Consider the following 23,541-nt stretch of genomic DNA (forward strand, 5'->3'; position numbering starts at 1 on the left):
TAGCAGGGGCTCAGGCTGAGCGGCGCTCCGGAGAACGCCTGGCCGGGCTGGGCTCGCGGTGGCGCAGCGCCGGAGCACACACGAACGCCGCCACGAGGAGCACGAGCACGACGTAGAGCGCGTTCAGGATGCCGAACTGCTGGCCGAGGAATCCGATCACGGGCGGGCCTGCCAGGAACGCGAGGTAGCCGATCATGGCCACGGCCGAGACCCTGGCGGTGGAGTTCTGCTCGTCGTCGGCCGCCGCCGACATGCCGAGCGGGAATCCGAGCGAGGCGCCCACGCCCCACAGCACGACGCCTGCCACGTATGCCCACGGCAGCGGAACGAGTATGAAGAGCAACAGCCCCGCCACGCCGAGGCCTGCCGTGAGTCGGATGGCCCAGACGCGTCCGATGCGATCGACGACCGGGCCGCCGACCAGCCGCCCGACAGTCATGGCGGCGACGAACACGTCGAGCACGAGAGCGCCGCCCGCGTTGTTGAGGCCGTGGCCGTCGACGGATGCCAGCGCGATCCAGTCGTTGGCGGAACCCTCGGTGAACGCCATGCCGAGCATGACGACGCCGATGAGCGCGAGCCGCCAGTCCGCCCACACCATGAGCTGCGCCTTCATCGTCTCGCCGAAGGAGCGGCGGCGTGGTGCTGCGGCGACCGCCGGGTCGTCGAATGCGTCGAGGGATGCCCGCGCCGCGGCATCCTGATCCAGAACGTCCTGAGTGTTGGGTACGTAGCGCACGGCGATCAGCCCGGCGATGATCGTGACGACGGTCATGATCGTGAAATGCCAGAAGACCGAGACGCCGAGCGCCGCGAAGAGGGCACCGATGCCGGCGCCTGCGACGGTTCCGATGCTGAAGCAGGCGTGCATGAACGGCATGATCGTGCGGCCGATGCGCTTCTCGACGGCGGCCGCCGAGACGTTCATCATCACGTCGACGGCGCCGTTGCCGAGCCCGAGAAGCGCGAGGCCCACGACGACGACGGGGAATGACAGTGCGACCGTCGCCCCGAATCCCACGATCGCGAGACCGAGGGCCGCTGCGACCACGACGATGGCGATGCCCGCCTTCGTTCCGACGCGCGCCTGCAGTGGCGGTGCAACCACGAGACCGACGATCGCGCCGATCGAGACGCCGAGCAGGATGAGGCCGACGACGTCGGTCTTCAGGTGCAGCGAGTCCCGAACGCCGGGCACCCGTGACACCCAGCTGGAGAGGAAGAGGCCGCTGACGATGAAGATGACGAAGAGGGCGTTGCGCCACGCGCGCAGTTCAGGTGCGGTGCGGGTTCGGGGTGCTGTTTCGGTGCGTGCCATGGGAATCGATCTGCGTGGGGCCGGTCGGCGGTGTTACGGTCGAATCGATTCGACCAGGTCATTCGCCTAAGCTAGCGAATCGGATGAGCACCGTCAAGAACGGCCCGTCCGCTGCAGAAGGGAGTCGGATGCCCGATCACGATTCCACGCGACCCACCCTCGCCGACGTCGCTGCGAAGGCCGGCGTTTCCGCGTCGACCGCCTCGCTCGCGTTCAGCGGATCCGGTCCCGTGGCGGAGGCGACGAGGGAACGCGTGCTGGCAGCCGCCAGGGAGCTGCACTACGCCGGCCCGGATCCGCGTGCCCGTTCGCTGCGCCGCGGACGCTCAGGCATCATCGGCGTGGTTCTCGAGGAGCGCGTGCGGGAGGCATTCCGCGACCCGATCCAGATCGCGCAGTTCGACGGCATCGCAGAGGAGATCGGTCACATCGATGCCGCGCTTCTGATCCTTGCCGCCGCCGGCCCGGCGCAGCAGTTCGCGGGGGTCAAGGCCATGCCGGCGCAGCCGATGCATCCCGTCACCGTCGAAGACGCCCCGATCGACGCGGCGGTTCTCATGGGATGCTCACCCCGTCTCGCCGCGAGCATCTCCGCGCTGCGAGACAGGGGGCTGCCTGTGGTGGCGATCGAGGGATTCCCGGCCGAGGGCATCCTTCTCATCGAGCAGGACAACCGAGACGCGACCGAGCGGGGTGCGCGTCATCTCGAGCACCTCGGACATGAGCGCGTCGCCATCATCACGCTGCCGCTGGATGCCGCGCACCACCGCGGACGCGTAACGGAAGAGTTGCTCGCCATCAGCTCGTCGGCCACACCGCTGCAACGGCTCGAGGGTGCCAGAGCAGTGTTCCCGGATGCCGTCGCGTACGCCGCCGCCGGCAGCCAGGTCGATGAGGGCCGTCGTGCGGCTCGTGAGCTGCTGTCGGTGCCGGCTGAGGAACGGCCGACCGCGATCATCGCGCAGAGCGACCTGCTCGCCGTCGGCGTCATCCGAGCGGCGGAGGAGCTGGGCATCTCCGTTCCCGACCAGCTGAGTGTCATCGGATTCGACGGCGTGCGAGTCGACGGCCTGTGGCCGTACGAGCTGACGACGCTCGAGCAGCCCGCATACGAGAAGGGCCGTGCGGCCGGCCGCGCAATAGTACGGATGCTCGAGGGCAGCGAGGCCGAGCCCGTCGCGTTCACCTCGGTCCTGCGGGTCGGCAACACGACCGCCCCGCCACCCTCCGCGCCTTGAGCAGTCATCGCAGGCGCCGGACCACCGCTGGTTGAGTAGGCGACGCAGTCGTCCGGCCGCCGCAGGTTGACTAGGCGACGTAGTCGCCGTATCGAAACCAGCCCGGAACTCGGCGTATGGATTTCGTTAGGAGAATTCAGAACTTTGTGAAATGAGCGTAGCGTTCCCGCCATGACCTCAGTAATAGAGACCCGAGGACTGCAGAAGCGCTTCGGCCGGGTCGATGCTCTCGACGGCCTGGACCTCACGGTGGGCGAAGGCGAGGTGCACGGATTCCTCGGGCCGAACGGTGCAGGCAAGACGACGACGATCCGAGTGCTCCTCGGGCTCATCCGGTCCTCAGGCGGATCGGTACGCGTGTTCGGTGAAGACCCGTGGGGCAAGGCGAGCAGCCTGCACGAGCGCATCGCGTACGTGCCGGGCGATGTGGCGCTGTGGCCGAACCTCTCAGGCGGCGAGATCGTCGATCTCATCGCTCGGTTGCGCGGCACCGACACGAAGTCGGCCGACTATCTCTCGCGCCGCGACCACCTGATCGACGCATTCCAGCTCGATCCGCGCAAGAAGTCGCGTACCTACTCGAAGGGCAACCGGCAGAAGGTGGCGCTCGTCGCCGCGTTCGCGACGCCCGCGCAGCTTTACATCCTCGACGAGCCCACCAGCGGACTCGACCCCGTGATGGAGGCGGTGTTCTCCGAGCAGGTGACCCGCATCGCCCGGGATGAGGGTGCGAGCATCCTGCTCTCCAGCCACATCCTCTCCGAGGTGGAGGCACTCTGTGACGGAGTGACCATCATCCGTGCCGGCAAGGCGGTCGAGTCCGGCACGCTCGCCGAACTTCGCCATCTCACACGCACGGAGGTGTCGTTCGCCGCCGACGGCATCGACCCGTCCGCGATCGAGGTCATGCCAGCCGCACACGACGTGACCGTGGCGTCCGGTCGCATCCACTTCACGGCCGACAGCTCGGCCATCGCGTCTGTGCTTCCGCGCCTCGGGGAACTCGATGTGCAGTCATTGACCATCACGCCGCCGTCGCTCGAAGAGCTGTTCCTGCGGCACTACGGCGACGAGATCGACGCCGCCGACAGCTCGCTGGAGCGGGTGCGATGAACGCGCTCGGAGCGCTGGTGCGGTTCCGGCTCAGGCGGGACCGCGTTGTCGGCACGGCGTGGGTGGTCGTGATCGCGCTCAGCATCTTGTTCGTGGTCGCTGCGCTGGCCTCGACCTACGGCACACCCCAGCTTCGCACCGGCGTTGTCGCCGTGCTCACGGCGAACCCCACGCTGCTCGCGGTGCGAGGCGCGCCGGACGGCGCGTCCGCAGGCGCCTTCTTCATGACCGAGATCGGTGCGTTCATGATGATGCTCGTCGCCTTCATGAACACCTTCACCGCCGTACGCCACACGCGTGCCGACGAGGAGCAAGGACGCAGCGACCTCATCGTGGCGACCCGAGCCGGCCGGGCCTCCACGACGTGGGCGACGGTCATCCACGCCGTGGTGCTCAACCTCGCGATGGGGGTTCTCGCGGCGGTCGTCTCCATGGCATCCGGTTACGACGCGCCAGGATCGCTCGCGTTCGGCTGGGCGCTGGTCAGCACGGGTCTCGCGTTCTTCGGCGTCGGCCTTCTCACCGCGCAGATCTTCTCCACCTCGCGGGCCGCAAACGGGTGGGCCATCGCCGTCATCGCGGTGTTCTGGGTGCTGAATGCCGCAGCGGATGCCGGCGGCACGGCATCCGCAGATCGGCTGCACATCACGCCGTCGCCTGCCGTGTGGTTCACGCCCGTCGGCTGGGGACTGCGCATCCGCCCGTTCACCCAGAACGACTGGTGGATCGGGCTCCTCAGCATCGCGCTCGCCGCGGTGCTCGTGGCCGTCGCGTTCTGGCTCCAGTCGGTGCGCGACACGTCGTCCGGGCTGGTGTCTCCACGGCGCGGACGGGCGTCGGCACCCGCAATCCTGCGCGGGCCGGTGGGGCTGGCGTGGCGGTTGCAGCGTGCATCGATCATCGGCTGGGGAATCGCCGCGGTCGTCGGCGGACTTCTCATCGCGGGCCTTGGAAAAACGCTCAACGACGCCGTGGCATCCAATCCCGAGATCGAGACGTCGCTCAAGAAGGTCGGAAGCGGATCGGGGTCCGTGCTCGAGGTGTTCCTCGGCGTGATGGCCGCATTGATCGGTTTGCTCGTCGCCGGCGCCGCGGTGCAGACGGTGATCAGGCTGCGTCAGGAGGAGGCGGCGACCAACGCGGAGACCGTGCTCGCGACGCCCGTGAGTCGGCTGCGCTGGTATCTCTCGTTCGTGATCGTCGCGGTCGTGGCATCCGCCGTCATCCTCGCTCTGTCCGGGGCGGTCATGGGCGGTGCGTTGTCGGCGATCGACGGGAGGCTGGCGGGTCAGGCCGTCGCACTCGCCACCGCGCAGCTGCCTGCTGTCGCCGTGTACCTGGCGGTCACGGCGTTCGTGTTCGGCGTCTTCCCTCGCGCGACGGCGGCCGTGGGCTGGACGGCGTTCGGCATCGGAGTCGTCATCGGCGAGTTCGGGGCCCTCTTCGGGCTTCCTGACTGGGTGCGAGGCATAGCGCCGACGGACCACACGCCCACCGTTCCGCTCAGCACAGCCGACTGGAGCGGCACGTGGATCATGGCGGTACTCGCGGTGGTGCTCGTCGCGGCCGGGGCGTTGGCGTTCTCGCGGCGGGGGATCGTTGCGAACTGAGGGTCCGGTAACCGGCAGAATCGGCAGGGGAGGTGTTCGTGGAGCGGGATGAGGCGAGACTGCGCGACTATGCCGAGCGGGCTGCAGCCATCCTGACGACCGCCGGTTTTCCTCGCATGCCGAGCCGCGTGCTCTTCACCTTGACCGTTGCAGAGACGGGTCTCACCGCGGCAGAGCTCGCAGAGCGGCTGGATGCCAGCGCCGCAGCCATCTCCGGAGCCGTGCGCTATCTGCAGGGCATGGCGATGGTGCGCAGGGTGTCGCAGCCGGGCAGCAGGCGCGATGTCTACGAGCTCCCCGACAACGCGTGGTACTCGGCGGGCATGTCAGAGCAGCGGTTCTATGCATCCATGCTCAGCCTCACCGAGGGCATCCCGGATGCCGCAGGCGGGCCGGACACGGCGGTGGGAGCGCGCATCGTGGAGATGGCCGGCTTCTTCGACTTCCTCAGGCAGCGGCTGCCCGAGCTGCTGGCGGAATGGGAGAGCGTCAGACGCCCGCCTTCACCCTCGGATCGATGAATCCGTAGAGGAGGTCGACCACGAAGTTCGCGACCACGATCAGGAACGCCGCGAACAGAGTGAAACCGACCACGAGCTGCAGGTCGAGCTGGTGCACGGCGTCGATGAGCAGGGCCCCCAGGCCTTGCATGGAGAACACCTTCTCGGCGATGAGCGCGCCGCCGAGCAGCGCCCCGAGGTCGAGGCCGAAGATCGTCACGACGGGGATGAGCGCGTTGCGCAGCCCGTGCGCCAGCACGACGCGCGGCTCCCGAAGGCCCTTGGCCCTCGCGGTGCGCACGTAGTCCTCGCCCATCGCCTCGATCATCTGCCCTCTGGTGAGCCTGGCGTAGACCGCGGCCGTGATGAAGGCGAGCGTGAACCACGGCAGCAGCAGGTGCAGGAACCATTGCACGGGGTCTTCCGTGAACGGGATGTACCCGCCGGTCGGCAGCCACTGCAGGATGAAGCCGAACACGAGGATGGCGAGGAGCCCGACAAGATAACTCGGCGCCGACGCTCCGGCGATGGCCAACGTCATCACCGTTCTGTCGATCGCCGTCCCGCGCTTCAGTGCCGAGATGACGCCGCCCACGACGCCGATGAGAAGCCAGAGGATGGCCGCGCCCACGGCGATCGAGGCCGTCACCGGGAACCGGGAGAGGATCAGGTCGGTCACGCTGGCGTTCTGCTGGAACGAGTATCCGAAGCACGGCGCAGCGCAGACCACCGCGGCGTCGCCCGATCCGAAGGTGCGGCCGGCCACTATTCCGGCGAGGAAGTCCCAGAGCTGCTGCCACCACGGCAGGTTCGTGCCCATGAACTCCTTGGCCCGCTCGAGGTTGTCGGGCGTGCACGGCTTGCCGCAGCTGAGCTGTGCGGGGTTCGTCGGCAGCAGGTAGAACACCGCGTAGGTCACCGCGGCGATGACGAGCAGCACCACGAGCATGCCGAACAGGCGCAGGAGTATGAAACGGAGCATCCTCATCGGCGGCCCGCCCTCGGGTCGAGCGCGTCGCGCAGGCCGTCGCCCACGACGTTGAACGCGAGAGTGATCAGGAACAGCACTGCGCCGGGGAACACGAGGTACATCGGGTCGGTCTGCACCCACCCGACGGCGTCGCCGATCGTGCGCCCGAGCGATGGAGTCGGCGGCGGAACGCCGACGCCGAGGAATGACAGCGCCGCCTCGAAACCGATCATGCTGGGCACGAGGATGGTCGTGTACACGATGATCGTGGCGCTCACGTTGGGCAGCACCTGGGTCAGCGCCACGCGCCAGCTGCCGGCGCCCATCGCCGTCGAGGCCACGACGAAGGTGCGTTCGCGCAGCGACAGCACCTGGCCCCGGATGACGCGGGAGATGGGCGGCCACCCGAAGAACCCGATCACGAGCACCATGAAGAGCGGGCGCGGGAACGAGCTCGGAACGATAGCGGTCAGCGCGATGATGAACACGAGCACGGGAAAGCCGAAGATGACGTCGACGACCCTGCTCATGATGCGGTCGTACCAGCCGCCGAAGAATCCCGTGCTGAGCCCGACGAGCACGCCGATCAGCACGGAGACGATGGTGGCGCTCACGCCCACCACCAGTGAGGTGCGAGCGCCGTACACGACGATCGAGAACATGTCCCGCCCGGTGAGCGGCTCCACACCGAACCAGTGCGACCAGCTGATTCCACCGCCGAAGCCCTTCGGCGCCCCTGAGTCGTCGAGCAGGCCAAGGTGGTAGCTGTACGGGTTCTGGCCGTTGATGCCGGTGATCAGCGGCGCGAGAACGCCGACGAGCACGAACACGGCGATCACGATGACCCCGGCGCTCGCCCATCGATCGCGCCGGAAGCTGCGCACGACGTGACGGATGCCCGTCTTGCGCGAGACGACCGCCTCGCCTTCCACGGTGTTCACCGCCGTCATGCCGCACCGCCGTTCAGATCGGTGCCGGCACCGACGCCGGCCGGAACGGATGCCTGTTCATCCTCCGACTCGACCGCGAGCCACGCCTCGCGTCTGCGCCGTTGCTCCTGCGGATCGGGCACAGGAGCCGCGGCGAGCAGCCGCAACGTGTACGGCTGGGTCGGCGCCGTGAGCACCTGCGTCGTGGGACCTGACTCCACGAGGCGTCCCGCCCGCATGACCGCCACCTCGTCCGCGAGCTCCTGCACGACCGCGAGGTCGTGACTGATGAACAGGCACGCGAAGCCCAGCCGTCCACGCAGCTCGGCCAACAGATCGAGGATGTGCGCCTGCACCGAGACGTCGAGTGCGCTCGTCGGTTCGTCGGCGATGAGCAACGACGGCTCGAGAGCGACGGCGCGGGCGATCGCCACGCGCTGCCGCTGACCGCCCGAGAGCTCATGCGGATACCTGGACGCGAAGTCGCGGGGAAGGTCGACCGCGTCGAGGAGGTCCGCGACGCGCGTGCGCCGCGCCGCGGCATCCTGCTTGGTGTGCAGCCTGAGGGGTTCGGCGATCGCCTGGCCCACCGTGAAGCGCGGGTTGAGGGATGATGCCGGGTCTTGGAACACGAAGCCGACGTCGCGCCTCACGGCGCGCAGCTCGCGCGCCGACGCTGTGCCGAGCTCGAGCCCGGTGACGGCGATCGAGCCGGAGCTGAGCGGCACGAGCCCGGCGAGCGCGCGGCCGAGCGTGGACTTTCCGGAGCCGGACTCGCCCACCAGGCCGAGGGTCGTTCCCGCCGCTATTCCGAGGCTGACGCCGTCGACGGCCGCCAAGCCCGGGTGGCCCCAGCCGCCGCCGTAGGTCACGACGGCGTTCCGCACGTCGACGACAAGCCCTTCGGCGGCTGGCGCGGGCGAGGGGTCGCGCGCGACGTCCGTCGCATCATCCACGCGCCGTTCGGTGGCAGGCCCGCTGGGGGCGGGCTCGTCGCGGCTGCGCACGTCGATGCGCAGGCGGTCGAGCCTGGGGACGGCGTCGAGCAGTTGCCGCGTGTATTCGGCCTGCGGATGCGCGAACAGCGTCGCGGCATCCGCTCGTTCCACGACCCGGCCTGCCTGCATCACCACGACGTCGTCCGCCAGGTCCGCCACCACGCCCATGTCGTGCGTGATGAGCAGAACGGCCGTACCCGCGGTGTCGCGCAGCGAACGGATCAGCTCGAGGATGCCTGCCTGCACCGTGACGTCGAGCGCCGTCGTCGGCTCGTCGGCCATGAGCGCCACGGGCTCGCACGAGATGGCCATGGCGATCATGGCCCGTTGCAGCTGGCCGCCCGAGAGCTGGTGCGGATACGACCTGGCGATCCGTCGCGAGTCCGGCAGGCCGACGGCAGCGAGGAGTTCTCGAACGCGCGCGTGAAGCCGGCCGCGCGGGACCCTGCCGTTGTGCGCGCGGATGGCCTCGCCGATCTGCCATCCGATGCGGTACATCGGGTCGAATGCGGTCGCGGGCTCCTGGAAGATCGTTCCGATCCTGCCCCCGCGCACGCGTCGCAGCGTGCCGGCATCCGCTCCGACGAGTTCCTCGCCCTGCAGCCGGATGCTCCCGGTGGCCTTCGCCGTCGGCGGGAGCAGCCCGAGCACCGACATGGCGCTCACCGACTTGCCCGATCCGGACTCGCCGACGAGCGCGAGCACCCTGCCCTGACGCAGTGTGAAGCTCACGTCGTCGACAACGGTGCGCGCGGATGCGCCGGCGTTCTGGTCGGCGAACGAGACGGAGAGTCCGTTCACCGCCAGGACGTCGGCGTGGTGCTGCTGGGTCACTTGCTCAGTGTGACCTTCAGATAGTTCGGGTATGCCGGGAACGAGGCGACGAAGAAGTTCTGCACGTTGCCCCCGCGCAGGAACGACTGCTTCGCGTAGGTAAGCGGCACGACGGGCGCGTCCTGCATGATGCGCTTGTCGGCCTGAGCCCAGAGCGACTCGGCCTTCTTCTGGTCTACCTCGCCGGTCGCCTGCGCGATGAGCGAGTCCACCTCGGGGTTCGAGTAGCGCGAGAAGTTGTAACCGCCGCCACCGATCTGGCTGGAGTCGAACAGCGGCTGGATGTTGCCGTTCGCGCTCGGGAAGTCGGGCTGCCACCCGCCGAGGAAGAGGTCGTAGTCCGGGTTGGCATCCGTGGACGCCTCGGTGAACATGGTCGTCTGGTCCATCGGCTTGATCGTCACGGTGATTCCCGCGCGCTGCAAGCCCTGCTGCAGGGCCTGAGCCTGAGCCTGGTTGGAGGTGTCGTTCGACGCCCAGAGGGTGAGGTTCAGATCGGAGGCGTGGCCTGCCTCCTTGAGCAGCTGCTTCGCCTTCTCGACGTTTCCGTCTTCACCCGAGGGGTACAGGTCGTAGCTCTGACGTCCGGGGATGCCTGGCGTGATGAGCGTGGTCGCACGCAGCGCCGCCTGGGCGCCGCCCTGAGCGATGATGAACGCCTTCGGGTCGACGGCGTACTCGATCGCCTGCCGCACCTTGAGGTCGGCCAGCGCACCGCGCTGGACGTTCATAGCCAGGTACGTGATCGGACCGGCCTGCGAGGTCGCGAGCCGCTTCTTGGCATCCGGGTTCTTGTTCACGAGCGAGAGCTGCGCGGCGCCGAGGTAGTCGGCCATGAAGGATGTCTTGGCGCTGCCGACATCGGAGATCAGGCTCTGAGCGCTCGTGGCGACGTCCTGACTCTCCTTGTACACGATCTCGTCGGGTCCGCCGGAGCGCACCGAGTCGGTCTTGGCGCTCCAGTACTTGTTGCGCACGAGCGTGAGCTGGGTGCCGTTCTTGTTCGACTGCACCTGGTAGGGGCCGGATGCCACCGGCTTCTCCCCGTAGGTCTTCGGGTCGTCCTTCGCCTTGGGCACGGGCGCGAAGGCAGGCATCGAGGCAAGCCAAGGCCAGTCGCCGTACGACGAGTTCAGGTGGAAGACGATCGTCTTCGAGTCGGGCGTCTGGATGGATGCCAGGTCGCCGCCGGTGTACGGGCCCTTGTAGTCGGCGCCGCCCACGAGCAGCGACTTGTGGTAGCTCAGGCCGCCGGAGAGCTCGGGCGCGAAGGAACGCTCTACGCCGTACTTGATGTCCTGCGAGGTGATGGGCGTGCCATCTGAGAACTTGAGGCCGCTCTTGAGCGTGTACGTCCAGGTCTTGCCATCGTCGCTCGAGACACCGGTGTTCGTCGCGAGGTCGGGGACCACCTTCGCCGGCTTGCCCGGCTCGATGTCCCAGGTCGTCAGGCGGCGCTCGATGAGCCCGAGGGTGGTGATCGCCAGGTTCTGGCTCTTCGCCGGGTCGAGGTTGATCTGCGTCTGCTGCGTGAGGACCGTGAGGGTTCCTCCCGAACTCGATCCACTGCTCTTGGCCCCGGATGCCGTGCATCCGGTGAGCAGGAGCGCCGCGGCAGCCGCGACAGCGACCGCACCCTTCAGATGTCTCATTGTTGCGAGTGCCTCTTTCGTCATTGCTGGATGCCCGCACGTCACGACTGCCGCGCGCAGGCGTGATCGTTCACGGATCGTGTGCGGGAAGCGAGTGGGGACGGTTAATACTCTTGTGCCCCGATGGCGGGGTGTCGAATCATGTGAACGCATATCACCGGTCGTAATTCCCGAGAGGCTGCGTCCGAGGGCTCCATAGGAGGCGCAGAGCATCCGGTCCTAGGCTGGTGCGCATGACTGACGCGGCGCAGAAGCCAGTAGACAACTCGGCGTCCGGCGAGGCATCCGAACTCGCCTCCGGCATCCTCCTCGACGAGCTCGATCCGGGCATCCGGCCCCAGGACGACCTCTTCCGGCACGTGAACGGCAAGTGGATCGCTCGCACCGAGATCCCGGCGGACAAGGCGCGCTGGGGGTCGTTCATGATCCTGGCCGAGCAGTCGGAGAAGGCGGTCCGCGACATCATCGACGAGGCGCAGGAGGCCAAGGAGGGCACGGAGGCGCGCAAGTTCGGCGACCTGTTCGCGAGCTTCATGAACACCGAGCTCATCGAGAAGCTCGGCGTGGAACCCGTGACCTCGAGGCTGGCCCTCGCCGGCAACGTCGACTCGATCGACGGCCTGCTGCAGACCATCGGACGCCTGGAGAAGAGCGGCCTGAGCGGCTTCTACCAGCTGTTCGTCGACAACGATCCCGGCGACCCCGAGCGCTACCTGGTCTTCGTGGAGCAGGGCGGCATCTCGCTGCCCGACGAGAGCTACTACCGCGAGGAGCGTTTCACGTCGGTGCGTTCGGCCTACGTGGCGCACGTACAGCGGATGTTCGAGCTCGCCGGAATGCAAGACGCCCCGCGCCGTGCGCAGAACGTGTTCGACCTCGAGACCGAGATCGCCAGGCAGCACTGGGACAACGTGGCGAGTCGCGACAGCGAGAAGACGTACAACCTCTACTCCTGGGCGGATGCCGCTTCACTCGCTTCCGGAGTCGACCTCGGCGCGTGGCGCAAGGCCCTCGGCGCACCGGATGCCGCCTTCGACGAACTCGTGCTGCGCCAACCGAGCTTCACGGCGGGACTGGCGTCGCTCCTCACCGAGGACCGCCTGACGCAGTGGCGGGACTGGCTGAGCTGGAAGGTTCTGCATGACGCGGCGCCGTACCTCAGCGGCGAGTTCGTCAACGAGAACTTCGACTTCTACGGCCGGACGCTCACGGGTACTCCGCAGATCCGCGAGCGGTGGAAGCGCGGCGTCTCGCTCGTGGAGGGCGCCATGGGCGAGGCAGTCGGACGCGTCTATGTCGACCGGCACTTTCCGCCCGAGTCGAAGCGGCGCATGGACATCCTCGTCGGCAATCTGATCGCGGCGTACGAGCGCTCGATCCGCACCCTCGACTGGATGGGCGAGGAGACTCGCAACCGCGCGCTCGACAAGCTCGCGAAGTTCACGCCGAAGATCGGCTACCCGGTGAAGTGGCGCGACTACTCGGCGCTCGTCATCGACCCCACCGACCTGATCGGCAACGTGCGCAGGTCGGCGGAGTTCGAATTCCATCGCGAGCTGGGCAAGGTCGGCAAGCCGATCGACCGTGACGAATGGTTCATGACGCCGCAGACCATCAACGCGTACTACAACCCGGGCTTCAACGAGATCGTGTTCCCCGCGGCGATCCTGCAGTTCCCGTTCTTCGACCCAGACAGGGATGACGCGGCGAACTACGGCGCGATCGGCGCGGTCATCGGGCACGAGATCGGGCACGGGTTCGACGACCAGGGCTCCAAGTTCGACGGCGACGGCAAGCTGGCCGACTGGTGGACCGGCGCCGACCGAAAGGCGTTCGAGAAGCGCACAGAGGCGCTCATCGCCCAGTACGACGCGCTCGCCCCGGCCCAGGTGCCCGACCACCACGTGAACGGGGCGCTCACCGTCGGCGAGAACATCGGCGACCTCGGCGGACTCGGCATCGCATGGAAGGCATACCTCCTCTCGCTGGAGGGCGCGGAACCTGCGGCCATCGACGGCCTCACAGGAGCGGAGCGGTTCTTTCTCTCCTGGGCGCAGGCCTGGCAGCAGAAGGGCCGCGACGAGGAGGTCGTGCGCCTCCTCGCGATCGATCCGCACGCGCCGAACGAGTTCAGGTGCAACCAGATCGTGCGCAACCTCGACGCCTTCTACGACGCCTTCGACGTGCAGAAGACGGATGCCGCGTGGCTGGATCCGGAGCAGCGCGTTCGTATCTGGTGACCACGCGCCTGTCCCGGTCGTCCTGTCCTGCCTGCGCTGTTCGGCAGGCGGCGCCCGGCGATGGCCGGGCTCCCGTTCTCATGGCTGTGGAATAGCAACCGCCAAGCTCCTGTTCTCGCCAAGGTGACGATCACCGCGACGAGCTCTCCGGCGACGCTCGACGAACTGCTGTCGACGCTCGAATGGCAGGTCGAGGTATCCCATCGCATGACGCTCGCCGTCGGTGTGACCCTTGCCTCCCGCGGAGCCACGTTCGGCTACGTCGCCGCGGGCTCGGCGCGGGTGAGTTCGAGCGGGCCTCAAGCCGTGTCGCTCACGATCGGAGCGGGCGATGTCGTGTTCACGCCTGGCCGGCACACGGTCGAGCTGCGTGGACTGGAGCCGGGCGAGATCATCGTGACGCGCCTTCGAGCTGCGGGTCCAACGCGCGGTCTCGAGTTGCTGCCGGAACTCATCGGCGTGAACCGGCTGGCAGAGCTCGATCCGGCGATAGACCTCCTGGCGTCGCGCATGGGCCGCCTCTCACCGACCGATCGGCACCGCGCAGGCGACAGCGTGATCTGTGGCCGCATGGCCACCACGATCATCGCGGTCGCCATCAGGGCCTGGGCCGAAGGGGACTGCGCGCCAGCCGGCTGGCTCGAGCCCGTGGAGGACCCGTTCGTGGCCCGCGTGCTCGACGCCATCCACGAGGACCCGGGGCACCAGTGGACGGTCGGGCGCCTGGCTGCCGTGGCCGCTATGTCCCGCACCATCTTCGCCGAGCGGTTCCGCACGCAGGTTGGTCAGTCGCCCGCGAGCTACCTCACCCAGGTCCGCATGGACGCCGCCATGTCCTACCTGTCCAAGGACGGCCTCACCGTGAGCGAGACCGCCAGGATGCTCGGCTACGACTCCGACGCGGGATTCAGCCGCGCCTTCCGCAGGCACACCGGGTGGGCGCCGTCCGCCTGGCGCCAGAAGGCCGCGCATAACGCGCCCTTCGCGATCTCAGCCCAGCGCTGAGCGCCGCCGGCCCGCGCTTCCGAACAGAACGGCACCGGCAGCAACGACCACGACCGCTACGACGTAGGTCGCACGCACGTCGATGCTGTCGACGAGGATGCCGCCGACTCCCGCGCCGAGCGTGATGGCCAGCTGGAACCCGGCCACCACCAGCCCGCCGGCCGCCTCGAGCCGGTCCGGAACGTACCTCGCGGCCCAGGTGTTGATGACCGCCGGCCACGCGCCGAACCCGAAGCCCCACACCACGACTGCGGCAGCGATGGCGATGACGGATCCCCGTCCGACGACGGTCAGCGCGATGGCGGCCGCGATGAGCGCGGGTTGCAGGTAGCGCAGCAGAGCAAGGTGGCGGTCGGCGATAGCGCCGACGACGAGGTTGCCGACAACACCGCCGATGCCGAACACCACGAGCAGCGCCGCCGCGAACGACGTGTCGAGGCCGGGCACCTGATCGAGGGCGAGCCGGATGAACGTGTACGCCATGAAGTGCCCGAGCACGACGAGCACGTGGCCGGCAAGCCCCTGCCGAACGCCCCGGCGCAGCAGGGTATCCGCGAGGATCCGCAGGCTCGACGCTTGAGCGGGCGCGATGCGGGGCAGCGTCAGCCGCAGCGCCACCGCGACGAGCGCGGTCAGCGCAGCGGCCGCGAGGAACACGCCGCGCCAGTCGATGATCTGGGTCAGATACACGCCGACGGGCACTCCGGCCACGACCGCGAGCGTCATTCCGGCGCTCACGACGGTCATCGCGCGCCCGAGATGGTCAGGACTGGCCAGTTGCGCGGCCACCGTCAGCGACATCGACCAAAACCCGCTGATCGCGACACCGATGAGCAATCGCGCCACGAGCAGGAGCCACAGCGACGGTGCAACGGCCACGGCGAGGTTGGAAACCGCCGCCACGATCGCGACGAGCACGAGAAGGGTGCGCCTGTCCATCCGTGGAATGAGGATGCCGAGCGTCGGCGCGGCGAGGAATCCGATGAACGCGGTGACCGTGACGGTCTGCCCGGCCTGTCCGGGCGTCACGCCCAGCTCGGCTGCCATCGCGGTCAGCACGCCGGACGGGAGGAACTCCGCCGTGACGAGCACGAAGCTCGTCAGCAGCATGACGAACAGCGCCGCCCATCGGGTGCGCTGCTGCGATCGGGATGCGGGGGAGATTGCCTGCACGGAAGCGGTATCGGTCGTCACGTTTCCACTCTGGCCGGCCGCCAGGTGGTCCACCTGACTCAGCGTCCGCGGTAGGCGCCCATCCGTCCGGAACGTGCGAGAACCGCCGGTTCCCGCCCCGCGACGCGCCCCACGATCCCGGCCCCCACAACCCCTGATGGAGACAGCTCGGACCACGGCAACACACAGCATCGCGTGGTTGGATGTTGTACATCACCGGATGACGCGGCGGGGGGCGCGGCATCCATTCAACGGCATCCATCCAGCAGAGTGACCTTCGAGGACCGATCAGACCGTGAGCGCGCCCGTCCAAGGCTCGGAACGCCGATCCAAGAATGCGGGCGGTCGTCGCGGCAAACACCGCGGGCACGAGCCGGGCGACGGCTTCAGCAAGGGCTTCGCGGCACTCGGTGAGCTGGCGCTCTCGGGCGCGCAGGTGTCCGCCAGGGCCATCGATCTGACCAGCGGAACCGTGCTGTTCTCGGTCGACGACCACGTGGTCATGCCGACGGCATCCATCGGCAAGGTGCTGCTGCTCATCGAGGTGGCGGCTCGCCTCGAGTCGCGCGACACCAGCGCGCTGAACCTCATCGACAGGCTGCAGACGGATGCCGTCGGCGACTCCGGAATCTGGCAGCACCTCGCGGTTCCCGCCCTTCCGCTCGCCGACCTCGCCGCACTCGTCGGCGCAGCGAGCGACAACCTCGCCACCAACGTGCTGCTTCGTCGCATCGGCCTCGATTCGGTCAGCGCGCGCACCGAGCAGCTGGGCCTGCGGCAGACGGCGATGCTCGATCTCGTGCGCGACCACCGGGGGCCCGATGACGCCCCGCAGCTGTCGGTCGGCAGCGCGAAGGAGCTGGCGTGGCTCTTCGCCGCGCTCGCCAGGGGCGAGATCGTGGATGCTCGTACGAGCAAACGCGTCGTCGGCTGGCTCTCGCTCAACCACGACCTCTCGATGGTGGCGAGCGCCTTCGGGCTCGACCCGCTCGCGCACCGCGGCCCGGACCACGGTCTCCTGCTCATGAACAAGACGGGCACCGACGTGGGTGTGCGCAGCGAGGTCGGGGTGCTCAGAGGTCCGCGCGCCGGAGCGGCATACGCCGTGTCCGCCGCGTTCGACGACGCCGAATTGCCCGTTCGCCTCGGCGTCATGGACGGGATGCGCGTGGTCGGCCGCGACCTGCTCGAGTACGTGCACTGAAGCGCTGACACGAGCGGCCGGTAACACACCCAGATTGTCCGTAAGTCGGTGAAGTTTGGCCGCCTCAGCGTGTAAGCACTTTGTAAAGATTTGGCACAATGCCGCGGCTGCACATTGCGGCGCCTCTCACGACTCGTCTACGGTTCAGGACATTGCAACCGTGCAACGCGGGGTCCGACCTGCCCGCGGCACAGGACCTGAAAGGCAATCTCCATGGCAACCAAGAGGATCATAGGAGCGCTGGCCGCGGCAGCAGCGATCGCGCTCCTGACCGCCGGCTGTGTGAACCAGTCGTCGACCGGAGGATCCACCTCCGGAGCGAGCAAGATCAACCTGCCCGCGCAGACATCGATCGACGTTCCGAAAGACGCAGTTCTGCCCGCCGGCGACGGCAAGGCGAAGTGCGCGAGTGGGCTGACGCTCGCCTACATCGGCGCAGAGACCGGCCCGAACGCGCAGCTGGGCATCAACATCTACAACGGCGTGCAGCTGGCCGTCGACCAGCACAACAAGGCCAACCCGGACTGCCAGGTGCAGTTCAAGAAATTCGACACCGAGGGCGACCCGGGCAAGGCGCCCGGCGTCGTGACGCAGGCCGTGAACGAGCCTGACATCATCGGCGTCGTCGGCCTGCCGTTCTCCGGCGAGTCGAAGGCCACGGGCGGCATCTTCGAGCAGTCGAACCTGGTGCACATCACCGCGTCGGCCACCAACCCCGGCCTCACGCAGAACGGATGGACCACCTTCTTCCGGGCGCTCGGCAACGACAACGTGCAGGGCCCGGCGGCCGCGAAGTTCGCCACCGGCAAGCTGCAGGCCAAGAAGGTCTACGTGGTGCAGGACGACTCCGACTACGGCATCGGCCTGTCGACGGCTGTGCAGAAGGCGCTCGGATCCAACCTGGCGGGCACCGACAAGGTGACCACCGGCCAGAAGGACTTCTCGGCGACGGTCAGCAAGATCATCAACGCCAAGCCTGACGCGGTCTACTACTCGGGCTACTACGCGGAGGGCGCACCCTTCGACCAGCAGCTCGTGAACAAGGGCTTCAAGGGCATCTTCATCGGGCCCGACGGTGTGAAGGACGACCAGTTCATCAAGCTGGCCGGCAGCGCGTCGAACAACGCGTACTTCACCTGCCCCTGCCTCCCGGGTGAGCTGATCAAGACGTTCGCGGATCAGTACCAGTCGGCGTTCAACGCAGCCCCAGGAACCTACTCCATCGAGGGTTACGACTCGGCCACCATCCTGCTCACGGGCATCGACAAGGGCAACACCGACCGCGCGAAGCTCAAGGACTTCGTCAAGAGCTACGACGCGGACGGCCTGAGCAAGCACTACAAGTGGGACTCCACTGGCGAGCTCGCGCAGTCCACGGTGTACGGCTACAAGGTCGACAGCGGCAAGATCGTGTCCGTCGGAAAGATCGGCTAGTCCAAGCGGTACCTCCCGCCGCGCCGTGGGGCATCTCCACTTCGCCCCACGGCGCGGCCATGCTTGACCCGAAACAGCCGAAACCCGCCGAAGGCGTCGGGCTTCGACACGGCACCGGAAGAACCACATGCTCGCCACCCTCCTCTCGCTGCCGGCGGCTCTGCCGGCAGCCGTCCACGCCGACAACAGCTGGATCAACTTCGACGTCAACTCACTGCTTCAGAACTTCTGGCCCGCGACGTTCGACGGCCTCACCTTCGGCGCCATCTACGCTCTGGTGGCACTCGGTTACACGCTCGTCTACGGCGTTCTGAACCTCATCAACTTCGCGCACTCCGAGGTCTTCATCATGGGGTGCTACGGCGTGGTCTTCACGCTGACGAGCCTCGGCTTCGGCCCGAACCCGCCGAACCTCTCGATCTGGGCCATCATCGCGAACCTGCTGCTGGCGATGGTCGTCGGCATGGTGTTCTCGGTGGTCACGGCGTTCGTGATCGAACGGGTCGCATATCGGCCGCTGCGGCGCCGCGGCGCGTCCAGGCTCGCCTTCCTCATCACGGCGATCGGCGCATCCTTCGCCATCCAGTACACGATCTTCCTCATCCGGGGCGGCAACGCAGAGCCCTCGGTGACCATGTTCATCCCGACGCCCGTCTTCCAGGTCTTCGGGGCGATCATCGACAGCCAGCAGCTCACGATCGTGATCGCGGCGGTCGTGCTGATGGTGCTGACCGACCAGTACATCCGTCGCTCGCGCGTCGGCCGTGGCATCCGCGCCGTCGCACAGGATCCGGACACGGCCACGCTCATGGGCGTGAACAAGGACCGCATCATCGTGACCACGTTCGTGATCGGCGGCCTGCTGGCCGGCGCGGCGGCGTTGTTCTACGTGATGAAGGTGCCGAGCGGCGTCATCTACAACGGCGGGTTCGTGCTCGGCATCAAGGCGTTCGCCGCCGCCGTGCTCGGCGGCATCGGAAACGTTAGAGGGGCACTGCTCGGCGGTCTGCTCATCGGCGTGATCGGCAACTACGGCCAGCTGCTGCTTGGCGACTCGCAGTGGACCGACGTGGTCGCGTTCATCGTGCTGGTGCTCGTTCTGCTCGTGCGGCCGTCCGGCTTGCTCGGTCAGACTCTCGGAAGGAGCCGCGCATGACCGCCATCGGAGGGGGAACACCCACCCCCACTGCCCGCGCGGCACAGCTGCTGGAGCAGGACGAATCCTTCGGCGGGCGCAAGCAGTTCCTCGGCGGCTGGCGTCGGCGATGGAACCGCATGGCCCGCTGGCAGCAGTGGCTGTTCATCCTCATCGTGCTGGCGGCTGTCTACTACCTGCCCATCGCCAATCCGTGGCTGATCTCGACTGAGCCGGGCAACGACTTCCCCATCGCGTGCTTCCAGATGGCGGTCTACGCGCTGGTCGCGGTCGGCCTGAACGTGGTGGTCGGTTTCGCCGGCCTGCTCGACCTCGGATACATCGCGTTCTTCGCCATCGGGTCGTACACGGCTGCGTTCTTCACGTCGCCGGATTCGACGCTCATCCACATTCCCTATCTGTGGACCCTTCCGCTGGCACTCGGCATCGCCATGGTGTTCGGGGTCGCGCTCGGTCTGCCGACACTGCGCTTGCGCGGTGACTATCTCGCGATCGTCACTCTCGGCTTCGGTGAGATCATCCGAATCCTCGCGACCATCATCCCCGCGGCCCGTGGCCAGGTCGGGTTCCAGGAGGTCGGGCATCCGCCGGGGACGACGTCGGACGGGCATCCGATCTTCTCCGTCTCGAACGGAACGCCCTGGTACTGGCTGGCTGTGACGATCGTCGTCGTTGTACTCGTGCTGGTCGGAAACCTGGAGCGCAGTCGAGTGGGCAGGGCCTGGATCGCCATCCGCGAAGACGAAGACGCCGCGGAGATCATGGGCGTACCGACATTCAAGTTCAAACTGTGGGCCTTCGCGATCGGCGCCGGCATCGGCGGACTCTCGGGAGCGCTGTTCGCGGGTCAGGTGGGCTTCGTCAACAACCAGAAGTTCGACGTCGCCACCTCGATGCTGTTCGTCGCGGCCGTCGTGCTCGGCGGCTCGGGCAACAAGGTCGGTGCCATCCTGGGCGGCGCCATCGTGGCGTACATCCCGTTGCGGTTCACGGCGATCGCCGACTGGAAGTACTGGATCTTCGGCATCCTGCTCATCATCATGATGATCTTCCGGCCACAGGGGCTCGTCGCGGCCAAGTCGCACCTGCTGACGTACTCGCGGGTGATCGGCGATCGGGTGAGAGCCCTGAGAGCGGTGCGGGCGAAGCCCGATGTACCCGTCGAGGTGCACGAAACCGCCGAACCCGACCCTGTGACGGGAGGCGTCGAATGAGCGACCATCGCGAGGAGTCAAGGCCCCCTCGATCGGAGCACGTGCCTGCCGAGAACGATCCGAACCTCGGGGCCATCCCCGAGTCGGTGCCCGACGAGGGGCCGAAGGATGCCGACCTCACCGATGTCGGACCCGACCCTTCCCCCGAGGCCGACGCCGATGTCCCTGACCCCGAGGAGCTCGCTGCGACGCTGGCCGAGGCGGGTGTCGACGCGGAGCTTGCCGAGGCCGCGGCATCCGAGCGCGATATCGCGGTGGGTGTCGGCGAGCCGATCGTCGAGGTGAACGCCGTCACGGTCAAGTTCGGTGGTCTCGTCGCTCTCGACGACGTGACCTTCCACATCAACCGCGGTGAGATCCTCGGGCTGATCGGGCCGAACGGCGCAGGCAAGACCACGGCGTTCAACGCCATGACGGGCGTCTACAAGCCGACCAGCGGCGACGTGCTCATGGAGGGCGTCTCGATCAAGGGCAGAAAGCAGCACAAGATCACGCGAGCCGGGCTCGCGCGCACGTTCCAGAACATCCGCCTGTTCGGCGAGATGACGGCGCTCGAGAACGTCGTCGTCGGCCTGGATGCCCGCCACCGCACGAGCGTGCCCGGCGCGCTGGTACGCAGCCCGCGGCACTACCGGGAGGAGAGGTCGTCCATCGATCGGGGGCTCGCCCTGCTGGAGTTCGTGGGCATCGCGGACTACGCGAACACGCTCTCCCGCCACCTGCCGTACGGCAGCCAGCGCCGACTGGAGATCGCTCGAGCCCTGGCGACCGACCCGAAGGTGCTCTGCCTGGACGAACCGGCTGCCGGCTTCAACCCGGCGGAGAAGGAACAGCTGATGGAGCTCATCCGCACCATCCGCGCCGACGGCTACACCGTGCTGCTCATCGAGCACGACATGAAGCTGGTCATGGGCGTCTGCGACCGCATCGTGGTGCTCGAGTTCGGAAAGAAGATCGCGGACGGATCGCCTGCAGAGGTGCGCAACGACCCTCGCGTGATCTCCGCCTACCTGGGAGAGCCAGATGACGACGCTGCTTGAACTCGAGAACGTCGTGGTCGGCTACGGCCGCATCGAGGCGCTGCACGGACTGTCGTTCACGGTCGAGCAGGGCGAGATCGTCTCGCTCATCGGCGCCAACGGTGCGGGCAAGACCACGACGATGAAGGCCATCTCCGGACTGCTGAACCTCAGCAAGGGGTCGATCAAGTTCGACGGCCAGGACATCACGAAGATGAGGGCGCACATCCGGGTCGCGAGGGGCATCTCGCAGGCGCCGGAGGGGCGAGGGATCTTCCCTGGGATGACGGTGCTCGAGAACCTCGACATGGGCACGTACGGCCGCAAGGACCGCACGGGCGTCAAGGAGGACCTCGATCGCGTCTTCTCGTTGTTCCCACGGCTGGCCGAGCGCAAGTCCCAGGTGGGCGGCACGATGTCGGGTGGCGAGCAGCAGATGCTCGCGATCGGACGCGCCCTGATGGGCCGGCCTCGCCTGCTGCTGCTCGACGAACCGTCGATGGGACTGGCGCCGCAGTTCATCAAGCAGATCTTCCGCATCGTCACGGAGATCAACGAGCAGGGGACCACGATCCTGCTCGTGGAGCAGAACGCCAACCAGGCGCTCGCACGCGCCCACCGCGCCTTCGTGCTCGAGACCGGCACGATCACGCACAGCGGAACGGGCAAGGAGCTGCTGACGAACTCCGCCATCAAGGAGGCGTACCTGGGCGTCGCGTGACGCCCGTGCCGCTGCGAGTACCGCCGGTTGAGTAGCGACGCCGTAGGCGACGCGTATCGAAACCCGCTCGCCGGATCGACCGGGTTTCGATACGCGCCTTCGGCGCTAATGAACCTGCGGTGGGTGGATGCCGTCGGTGCGTTACCTGACCTTGGCGGCGGCGAGGTATGCGTCTTCCGAGGCGTAGTCGAACCAGGCATCCGCTCCGTAACGGTGCACGAGGTGCGGGAACAACGCGCGCCATGTCACCTGCCTGCGCTGGGCGCCGTCGGCGACATCGACGATCCACTCGATGTCCGCTCGCACGGCTTCCCGGTAGGGCGCCGGCGGCTCGAAGCCGAGCTCGTCCTTCGCCCGCTGAGTGCTCAGCACGATCGGGTGAGGCGTCGACCACGGTGTTCTCCCCACACCGCCTGTGGGAGCGCCGGAGACCGGTACGAGCTCGACACCGCGGTCCATTGCGCTGAAGACCGCTTCGGCGATGTCGGTGACGGTCACGTCGTCGTCCGCGACGTTGAGCACGCGTTTGCCGGGGCGCTCGGCGCACAGCCTGGTCAGCTCGGCGATGGCCGCCGTCGAGGTAGGGCTGAAGCGGCTCGCCCCGTCGTACGCGAGCACCACGCGCTCGCGGCGATCTCGCACCCGCTTCACGAAGTACCACTCCCGGAGCGCCTCGCTGAAGGGGCCATGCACGGCGCCCGGCCGCAGGATGCTCACGGGCAGGTCGTCGGCATCCAGAAGTGTGCGCTCGAGTTGCGCCTTCAGCACGCCGTACGTCGGTGCACCATCGGCGATCGTGGGTTGCGACTCGTCGATGGGGTCCGGGAAGTGCGGGAAGTCATCCTCGGTCGTTGCGGTGTCGAGGTTGCGGCCCTCTGCGTCCTGGTAGACGCCGCCCGTGGAGATGACGACGACCGAGCCGACGGCTCCCGTGAGTCTCGTGAGCTGCTCGGCGTGCGTGCTGTCGTACGCCACGGTGTCGAGGACCAGGTCGTGGCCTTCGGCGAGCGGTAGCAGGGCCTCGGTATCGTCGCGGTCGACCCGCACCGAGGTCACGTCGAGTTCGTTCAGTGCGGAGTCGACGTGATGGGCGCCGCGGTGCCCGAGCAGTACAGACCACCCTCGCTCCGCCAGATGCCTGGCCGCTGCAGTGCCGATCTGACCGGTTCCGCCGATGATGAACGCCGCCTTGCCCCTGCCAGCCATGCACCAA

Annotated in this window: 19 protein-coding genes; 12 read left to right on the forward strand and 7 right to left on the reverse strand. The window is 67.7% G+C overall.

Annotated elements, in window-relative coordinates; translation table 11 throughout:
* Window positions 1–10: 10 nt before the first annotated feature.
* Entirely contained in the window at window positions 11–1,318 is a 1,308-nt protein-coding gene (locus ACO2Q7_RS10895; protein WP_423355623.1) for an MFS transporter, read from the reverse strand.
* 83 nt (window positions 1,319–1,401) lie between these two features.
* Here ACO2Q7_RS10895 and ACO2Q7_RS10900 point away from each other — a divergent pair, with 83 nt between their 5' ends.
* The 4 genes from ACO2Q7_RS10900 (at window position 1,402) to ACO2Q7_RS10915 (ending at window position 5,800) form a co-directional block, all read left to right on the forward strand.
* Complete coding sequence (locus ACO2Q7_RS10900; protein ID WP_423355624.1) at window positions 1,402–2,556, forward strand: LacI family DNA-binding transcriptional regulator; 1,155 nt, start codon at window positions 1,402–1,404, stop codon at window positions 2,554–2,556.
* Window positions 2,557–2,727: 171 nt separating this feature from the next.
* Window positions 2,728–3,669 (forward strand): ATP-binding cassette domain-containing protein, encoded by a 942-nt coding sequence (locus tag ACO2Q7_RS10905; protein WP_423355625.1) that lies wholly within the window; start codon window positions 2,728–2,730, stop codon window positions 3,667–3,669.
* Window positions 3,666–5,279 (forward strand): ABC transporter permease, encoded by a 1,614-nt coding sequence (locus ACO2Q7_RS10910; RefSeq protein WP_423355626.1) that lies wholly within the window; start codon window positions 3,666–3,668, stop codon window positions 5,277–5,279. The genes ACO2Q7_RS10905 and ACO2Q7_RS10910 overlap by 4 nt, the downstream gene beginning before the upstream one ends.
* Window positions 5,280–5,317: 38 nt before the next feature.
* Window positions 5,318–5,800: a GbsR/MarR family transcriptional regulator gene (locus ACO2Q7_RS10915; RefSeq protein WP_423355627.1), complete on the forward strand. Its 483-nt coding sequence runs from the start codon at window positions 5,318–5,320 to the stop codon at window positions 5,798–5,800.
* Here the strand turns inward: ACO2Q7_RS10915 and ACO2Q7_RS10920 are convergent.
* The 4 genes from ACO2Q7_RS10920 to ACO2Q7_RS10935 are packed head-to-tail and all read right to left on the reverse strand — an operon-like array spanning window position 5,769 to window position 11,162.
* Entirely contained in the window at window positions 5,769–6,767 is a 999-nt protein-coding gene (locus tag ACO2Q7_RS10920) for an ABC transporter permease (RefSeq protein WP_423355628.1), read from the reverse strand. The genes ACO2Q7_RS10915 and ACO2Q7_RS10920 overlap by 32 nt on opposite strands.
* Window positions 6,764–7,699, reverse strand: a complete 936-nt coding sequence (locus ACO2Q7_RS10925; protein WP_423355629.1) for an ABC transporter permease — start codon at window positions 7,697–7,699, stop codon at window positions 6,764–6,766. Before ACO2Q7_RS10925 ends, ACO2Q7_RS10920 begins: the two co-directional genes overlap by 4 nt.
* Entirely contained in the window at window positions 7,696–9,510 is a 1,815-nt protein-coding gene (locus ACO2Q7_RS10930; protein ID WP_423355630.1) for a dipeptide ABC transporter ATP-binding protein, read from the reverse strand. Before ACO2Q7_RS10930 ends, ACO2Q7_RS10925 begins: the two co-directional genes overlap by 4 nt.
* Window positions 9,507–11,162, reverse strand: coding sequence for an ABC transporter substrate-binding protein (locus ACO2Q7_RS10935; protein ID WP_423355631.1), 1,656 nt, complete (start codon window positions 11,160–11,162; stop codon window positions 9,507–9,509). Before ACO2Q7_RS10935 ends, ACO2Q7_RS10930 begins: the two co-directional genes overlap by 4 nt.
* A gap of 233 nt (window positions 11,163–11,395) precedes the next feature.
* Here ACO2Q7_RS10935 and ACO2Q7_RS10940 point away from each other — a divergent pair, with 233 nt between their 5' ends.
* A complete protein-coding gene (locus tag ACO2Q7_RS10940) occupies window positions 11,396–13,402 on the forward strand; it encodes a M13 family metallopeptidase (RefSeq protein ID WP_423355632.1) in 2,007 nt (668 codons plus the stop codon).
* 123 nt (window positions 13,403–13,525) lie between these two features.
* Window positions 13,526–14,407: an AraC family transcriptional regulator gene (locus ACO2Q7_RS10945; RefSeq protein WP_423355633.1), complete on the forward strand. Its 882-nt coding sequence runs from the start codon at window positions 13,526–13,528 to the stop codon at window positions 14,405–14,407.
* Here ACO2Q7_RS10945 and ACO2Q7_RS10950 read toward each other — a convergent pair.
* On the reverse strand, window positions 14,393–15,601 hold the full coding sequence (locus tag ACO2Q7_RS10950; RefSeq protein ID WP_423355634.1) for an MFS transporter: 1,209 nt from the start codon (window positions 15,599–15,601) through the stop codon (window positions 14,393–14,395). The two genes, ACO2Q7_RS10945 and ACO2Q7_RS10950, sit on opposite strands and share 15 nt — an antisense overlap.
* 274 nt (window positions 15,602–15,875) lie before the next feature.
* On the opposite strand from ACO2Q7_RS10950, the gene ACO2Q7_RS10955 reads away from it, so the two are divergent.
* From ACO2Q7_RS10955 to ACO2Q7_RS10980, 6 genes are all read left to right on the forward strand, one after another.
* Window positions 15,876–16,784, forward strand: coding sequence for a serine hydrolase (locus tag ACO2Q7_RS10955; RefSeq protein ID WP_423355635.1), 909 nt, complete (start codon window positions 15,876–15,878; stop codon window positions 16,782–16,784).
* Window positions 16,785–16,997: 213 nt separating this feature from the next.
* Window positions 16,998–18,218 carry a branched-chain amino acid ABC transporter substrate-binding protein gene (locus tag ACO2Q7_RS10960; protein WP_423355636.1) on the forward strand — a complete coding sequence of 407 codons (1,221 nt, stop codon included), beginning with the start codon at window positions 16,998–17,000 and terminating at the stop codon, window positions 18,216–18,218.
* Window positions 18,219–18,345: 127 nt separating this feature from the next.
* Window positions 18,346–19,374 (forward strand): branched-chain amino acid ABC transporter permease, encoded by a 1,029-nt coding sequence (locus ACO2Q7_RS10965; protein WP_423355637.1) that lies wholly within the window; start codon window positions 18,346–18,348, stop codon window positions 19,372–19,374.
* Window positions 19,371–20,588, forward strand: a complete 1,218-nt coding sequence (locus tag ACO2Q7_RS10970; RefSeq protein WP_423355638.1) for a branched-chain amino acid ABC transporter permease — start codon at window positions 19,371–19,373, stop codon at window positions 20,586–20,588. Before ACO2Q7_RS10965 ends, ACO2Q7_RS10970 begins: the two co-directional genes overlap by 4 nt.
* Window positions 20,585–21,628 carry an ABC transporter ATP-binding protein gene (locus tag ACO2Q7_RS10975; protein ID WP_423355639.1) on the forward strand — a complete coding sequence of 348 codons (1,044 nt, stop codon included), beginning with the start codon at window positions 20,585–20,587 and terminating at the stop codon, window positions 21,626–21,628. Before ACO2Q7_RS10970 ends, ACO2Q7_RS10975 begins: the two co-directional genes overlap by 4 nt.
* Window positions 21,621–22,328, forward strand: coding sequence for an ABC transporter ATP-binding protein (locus ACO2Q7_RS10980; RefSeq protein WP_423356011.1), 708 nt, complete (start codon window positions 21,621–21,623; stop codon window positions 22,326–22,328). Before ACO2Q7_RS10975 ends, ACO2Q7_RS10980 begins: the two co-directional genes overlap by 8 nt.
* A gap of 141 nt (window positions 22,329–22,469) precedes the next feature.
* Here ACO2Q7_RS10980 and ACO2Q7_RS10985 read toward each other — a convergent pair whose 3' ends face one another.
* The gene (locus ACO2Q7_RS10985) at window positions 22,470–23,534 is read right to left on the reverse strand and encodes an NAD-dependent epimerase/dehydratase family protein (RefSeq protein WP_423355640.1); all 1,065 of its coding nucleotides are present in this window, start codon (window positions 23,532–23,534) and stop codon (window positions 22,470–22,472) included.
* Window positions 23,535–23,541: the final 7 nt, after the last annotated feature.

Source organism: Rathayibacter sp. KR2-224 (genome assembly GCF_049446075.1).
In the GTDB taxonomy this organism is placed as follows: Bacteria; Actinomycetota; Actinomycetes; order Actinomycetales; family Microbacteriaceae; genus Humibacter.